The organism is Streptomyces sp. NPDC001401 (genome assembly GCF_042895385.1).
Lineage (GTDB): Bacteria > Actinomycetota > Actinomycetes > Streptomycetales > Streptomycetaceae > Streptomyces.
In genome coordinates, this window is the sequence record NZ_JBIAWI010000027.1 from 125,020 (window position 1) to 129,790 (window position 4,771).

Sequence of the window (4,771 nt, forward strand, 5' to 3'; positions counted from 1 at the left end):
GCGCCCGGGGCGGCCCCCCCCGATGCGTACTCACACCCCCTCCCCCCCCGGGGGGCTCACCCAACAACGGGCCCGCGGGGGGGGCCGCAACACCCGGGTCCCGCCCACCCCGGCGGCTTTCTGCGGCCTTCGGGGGCCGCGGAGGTACGGGAACGCCAGGGGGCCCGCAGCAGTCACGCTGCGGGCCCCCTGGCGATGCCTGCCTCTTACGACCCGGTGCCCCAGGTCGTTACGCCTCGTCCCGGCGCAGTGAGGGCTTCAGCTCCTTGAGCCGGCCCAGCAGGCCGTTGACGAACGCGGGCGACTCGTCCGTGGAGAACTCCTTCGCCAGCTGCACCATCTCGTCCAGCACGACGGCGTCCGGGATCTCGTCGGCCCAGATCAGCTCGTAGGCGCCGAGGCGCAGGACGTTGCGGTCCACCACCGGCATCCGGTCCAGCGTCCAGCCGACCGAGTACTGCGCGATCAGCTCGTCGATGCGCTTCGCGTGCTTCGCGTAGCCCTCGACCAGCTGCATGGTGTACTCGCTCACCGGTGGCTGCCGGGTGTCGTCCCGGGAGAGCCGGATCCAGTCCGCGAGGACCGTCAGGACATCGGCGCCGCGCTGGTCGCCCTCGAAGAGGATCTGGAAGGCGCGCTTGCGGGCCGTGTTGCGGGCAGCCACGGTTAGCTGTTCACCCGGCCGAGGTAGTCGCTGGTGCGGGTGTCGACCTTGATCTTCTCACCGGTGGTGATGAAGAGCGGGACCTGGATCTGGTGGCCGGTCTCCAGGGTGGCGGGCTTGGTGCCGCCGGTGGAGCGGTCGCCCTGCAGGCCCGGCTCGGTCTCCTGGACGACGAGCTCGACGGCGGCCGGGAGCTCGACGAAGAGCACCTCGCCCTCGTGCTGCGCGACGGTGGCCGTGAAGCCCTCGATGAGGAAGTTGGCGGCGTCGCCGACAGCCTTGCGGTCGACCATGAGCTGGTCGTAGGTCTCCATGTCCATGAAGACGAAGTACTCGCCGTCCATGTACGAGAACTGCATGTCGCGCTTGTCGACAGTGGCCGTCTCGACCTTGACGCCGGCGTTGAACGTCTTGTCGACGACCTTGCCGGAGAGCACGTTCTTGAGCTTGGTGCGCACGAAGGCCGGGCCCTTGCCGGGCTTGACGTGCTGGAACTCGACGACGGACCACAGCTGGCCGCCTTCGAGCTTGAGCACAAGGCCGTTCTTGAGGTCGTTCGTGGAAGCCACGGTTGCGGAATCTCCTGGACTGACGTGGACGACCCCGGCGCACGCACCTGCCTAGAGTGCGAGCAGCTCCTTGGTCGTGATGGTGAGTAGCTCGGGTCCGCCGTCCGCCTCGGGGCGGACGACGAGCGTGTCATCGATCCGGACGCCGCCCCGGCCCGGGAGGTGGACCCCCGGTTCGACGGTGACCGGCACGCAAGCGTCCAGTTTACCCATGGCCGCAGGGGCCAGCTGCGGGTCCTCATCGATTTCGAGCCCCACGCCGTGCCCCGTCAGGGCCGGAAGCCCCTCCGCGTACCCCGCGGAATCCAGCACCTGACGTGCCGCGCGGTCCACATCGCGGCAGGCCGCGCCGGGCGCCAGCGACTCCCGTCCGGCGCGCTGGGCGGCGAAGACGAGGTCGTACAGCTCGATCTGCCAGTCCGCGGGGGACGTGCCGATGACGAAGGTGCGGCCGATCTCGCAGCGGTAGCCGCGGTAGGCGGCGCCCAGACAGACGGAGAGGAAGTCGCCCTCCTCGACGCGGCGGTCGGTGGGCCGGTGGGCCCGTCTGCCGGCGTTGGGGCCGGTGGCGACGGAGGTCGGGAAGGCAGGCCCGTCGGCGCCGTGATCGACGAGGCGGCGCTCCAGCTCGAGGGCGAGATGCCGTTCCGTGCGGCCGACGAGGATCGACTCCAGGAGTTCGCCGAGAGCCTGATCGGCGATTTCGGCGCCGATGCGGAGGCAAGAGATCTCCTCCTCGTCCTTGACGACCCTGAGCTGCTCGACGGCTCCGCCGAGGTCGGTGAGGCGCAGCCGTGGGACGACCGAGCGGATCTCCCGGTGCCGGGCCACGGTGAGGTGGTGTTCCTCCACGGCGAGGGTGTCGGCTCGCTGGCCTTCGGCGAGGTCGGCGGCGGCCACCGCGGGATCGCCTGCGCTGCCCGGCAGGGTCTGCACGCGGAGCGCCTCGTCCGGTCTGCCCTCGGCCGGGCGGTCCTCCGGTGGGCCGGCGCACAGCAGCAGGTCGTCGGTCTTGCCCAGGAGCAGGACGGCGCCCCGTGGGGCGGTGCCCGCGAGGTAGCGGACATTGGCGGGCCGAGAAATCAGCGCCGATTGGCTGCCGCCGGCCTTGCAGCGTTCTCTAAGCCTTGCTCGGCGGAGTGCGTACACCTCTGACATGAGATGAGCGTAGGAGCGGTGGGGGATTTGTGCCGGTTGGGGTGCCGATTGGGGGATGGGGGTGCCGCTTGGGGTGGCGTGCCGGGTGCGGGTGGGTGGGGGCTGGTCGCGCCCACGCGGCGAAGCCGCACATCGATGCAGCCCCGCGCCCCTGAGGGAGGTGCACTCCCCCTGCGGCTACCAGCTCGGCGGGCTTGCGATCGATCTTGCCAGTACGTCGTCCAGCACTCTTGCCGTCTGGGGGACGTCGAGTTGGCTGTTGTCGATGATCGGGAGGCCCGAGCCGTACCAGCCCGCCATCCGGCCGTGGATGCGGGCGACCTCCTCGTCGGTGAGGCGGCGGTTGCCGGAGCGTTCTGCGTTGCGTTCCAGGACGATCTCCAGGCCGGGGAGGAGGACGACCGGGAGGAGGCCGGGACCCACGTGGCGCTTCCAGCCGCCGAGGCCGACGACCGGGCGGTCGGGGAAGACGGCGTCGTCGAGGATGCAGGAGATGCCGTTGGCCAGGAAGTTGCGGGCGGCGAAGCCGCAGGTGCGGCGGGCCAGGCGGTACTGGGCCTCGGAGTGGTCGTTCCAGCCGGACTGGGGGTCGGCGAAGCCGGAGCGGACCCATTCGCGTACGTCGTCGAGGCTGATGTGGGCGGTGGGGACCCGGCGGTGGTCCGCCCAGTACTTGGCGACGCTCGTCTTGCCGGCGCCCGCGGGGCCGATGAGCAGCACCGCGAGGGTCGTGGCGGTGAGGTCGGGCGCTGTGGTGGCGGGCGGTGCGCTGGGCATGGCGACGGGGCCGCCGGGTGGCAGCGGGACGTGTCCGGTGGTGTCCGGGGCCGGCGGAGCCGGGGCGTGCTGCGGTGCGGGAGGAGAGGGCGCTTGGGGGTAGCCCGGTGCCGGGGGCGGCGGGGGCACGGGGGCGGAGCCCTGGTGCGGGCCCGCCTGATGCGGACCCGGCTGTTGTGCGGCCGGCGACCAGCCGGCGGCCGGTCCGTGCCCCGGCTGATGGGGCGGCGGCAGCGGAGAACCCACTGCGTGCTGCATCCGGTGCCACTCCGTCTCGTACAGGCAATTGGCGCTGGCAGCGGGGCCCGAGGCCCGCTCCCTACCGAACGGTACCTGCCCCGGCCGCCGTTTGGTGAACGGCCGGGGACGGCCCGAAGTGCCCATTCCCGTAAGGCAAATCGGACGGATGACACTCCGGTGGACTTACTCGCCCACTTCGCCGTACGCGGCCAGCAGGACGGCCGGGTCGGGGCCTTCCAGGACGGTCGGCTTGGCCAGGCCGTCCAGGACGATGAAGCGCAGCAGGTTGCCGCGGGACTTCTTGTCGACCTTCATCGCCTCCAGCAGCTTGGGCCACTGGTCGTAGCGGTAGCGGAGAGGAAGGCCGACCGATTCGAGGACCGTGCGGTGCCGGTCCGCGGTGGCGTCGTCCAACCTGCCTGCAAGACGGCCGAGTTCGGCGGCGAAGTGCATGCCGACCGAGACCGCGGCGCCGTGCCGCCACTGGTAGCGCTCGTTCTTCTCGATGGCGTGGCCCAGGGTGTGCCCGTAGTTGAGGATCTCCCTGAGGCCCGCCTCCTTCAGGTCGGACGAGACGACCTCGGCCTTGACCCGGATGGAGCGCTCGATGAGCTCGGCGGTGTGCGGGCCTGCCGGGGTGCGGGCGGCCTGCGGATCGGCCTCGATCAGCTCCAGGATCTGCGGGTCGGCGATGAAGCCGGCCTTGATGATCTCGGCGAGCCCGGAGACGTAGTCGTTGACCGGGAGGGAGTCCAGAGCTGCCAGGTCGCAGAGCACACCGGCCGGCGGGTGGAAGGCGCCGACGAGGTTCTTGCCCTCGGCGGTGTTGATGCCGGTCTTGCCGCCGACCGCGGCGTCCACCATGGCCAGCACGGTGGTCGGGATCGCGATCCAGCGCACCCCGCGCAGCCAGGTGGCGGCCACGAACCCGGCGAGGTCGGTGGTGGCGCCACCGCCGACGCCGACGATGACGTCGGTGCGGGTGAACCCGGACTGGCCGAGCGCCTTCCAGCAGTAGGCGGCGACCTCGGCGGTCTTGGCCTCCTCCGCGTTCGGCACCTGGATGGCGACGGCCTCGAAGCCCTGCCCGGCCAGGTCGGCACGGAGCGCGTCACCGGTCTCGGCGAGCGCCTCGGGGTGGACGACGGCGACCCGCTTGGCCTTGTCGCCGATCAACCCGCCCAGTTCGCCCAGCAGTTGACGCCCCACCAGGACCTCGTACGGTTCGCTGCCCGCGGTACCGCCGACCTGGATCCGGGTGACTGCCTCGCTCATGCTTCCTTCAACTCCAGTGCATCCAGGGCGACTTGGGTGACTTCTTCGGGCGTACGGCCGTCGGTCGCGACGACGGCCGTGGCGACCT

General features: G+C 71.3%; 5 protein-coding genes and 1 pseudogene. All 6 read right to left on the reverse strand.

Annotated elements, in window-relative coordinates; genetic code table 11:
- Positions 1–229 precede the first annotated feature (229 nt).
- Positions 230–664: a transcription antitermination factor NusB gene (nusB, locus tag ACFY10_RS50540; RefSeq protein WP_030946863.1), complete on the reverse strand. Its 435-nt coding sequence runs from the start codon at positions 662–664 to the stop codon at positions 230–232.
- A 2-nt stretch (positions 665–666) separates the two neighbouring features.
- On the reverse strand, positions 667–1,233 hold the full coding sequence (gene efp, locus ACFY10_RS50545) for an elongation factor P (RefSeq protein WP_020117452.1): 567 nt from the start codon (positions 1,231–1,233) through the stop codon (positions 667–669).
- Positions 1,234–1,284: 51 nt separating this feature from the next.
- On the reverse strand, positions 1,285–2,391 hold the full coding sequence (locus tag ACFY10_RS50550) for an aminopeptidase P family protein (RefSeq protein WP_390672177.1): 1,107 nt from the start codon (positions 2,389–2,391) through the stop codon (positions 1,285–1,287).
- 177 nt (positions 2,392–2,568) lie between these two features.
- Positions 2,569–3,426: a Pro-rich N-terminal domain-containing protein gene (locus ACFY10_RS50555; RefSeq protein WP_390672178.1), complete on the reverse strand. Its 858-nt coding sequence runs from the start codon at positions 3,424–3,426 to the stop codon at positions 2,569–2,571.
- Between the two features lie 165 nt (positions 3,427–3,591).
- Positions 3,592–4,683, reverse strand: a complete 1,092-nt coding sequence (gene aroB / locus ACFY10_RS50560) for a 3-dehydroquinate synthase (protein WP_390672179.1) — start codon at positions 4,681–4,683, stop codon at positions 3,592–3,594.
- Positions 4,680–4,771, reverse strand: a pseudogene (locus ACFY10_RS50565) (shikimate kinase); the annotation flags it as partial. The pseudogene ACFY10_RS50565 and the gene aroB, both read right to left, overlap by 4 nt.

Excerpts from the sequence above, each read along its gene's own strand:
- ACFY10_RS50550 (WP_390672177.1), bottom strand. The coding sequence starts at position 2,391 with ATGTCAGAGGTGTACGCACTCCGCCGAGCAAGGCTTAGAGAACGCTGC.
- aroB (WP_390672179.1), bottom strand. The coding sequence starts at position 4,683 with ATGAGCGAGGCAGTCACCCGGATCCAGGTCGGCGGTACCGCGGGCAGC.
- ACFY10_RS50555 (WP_390672178.1), bottom strand. The coding sequence starts at position 3,426 with ATGCAGCACGCAGTGGGTTCTCCGCTGCCGCCGCCCCATCAGCCGGGG.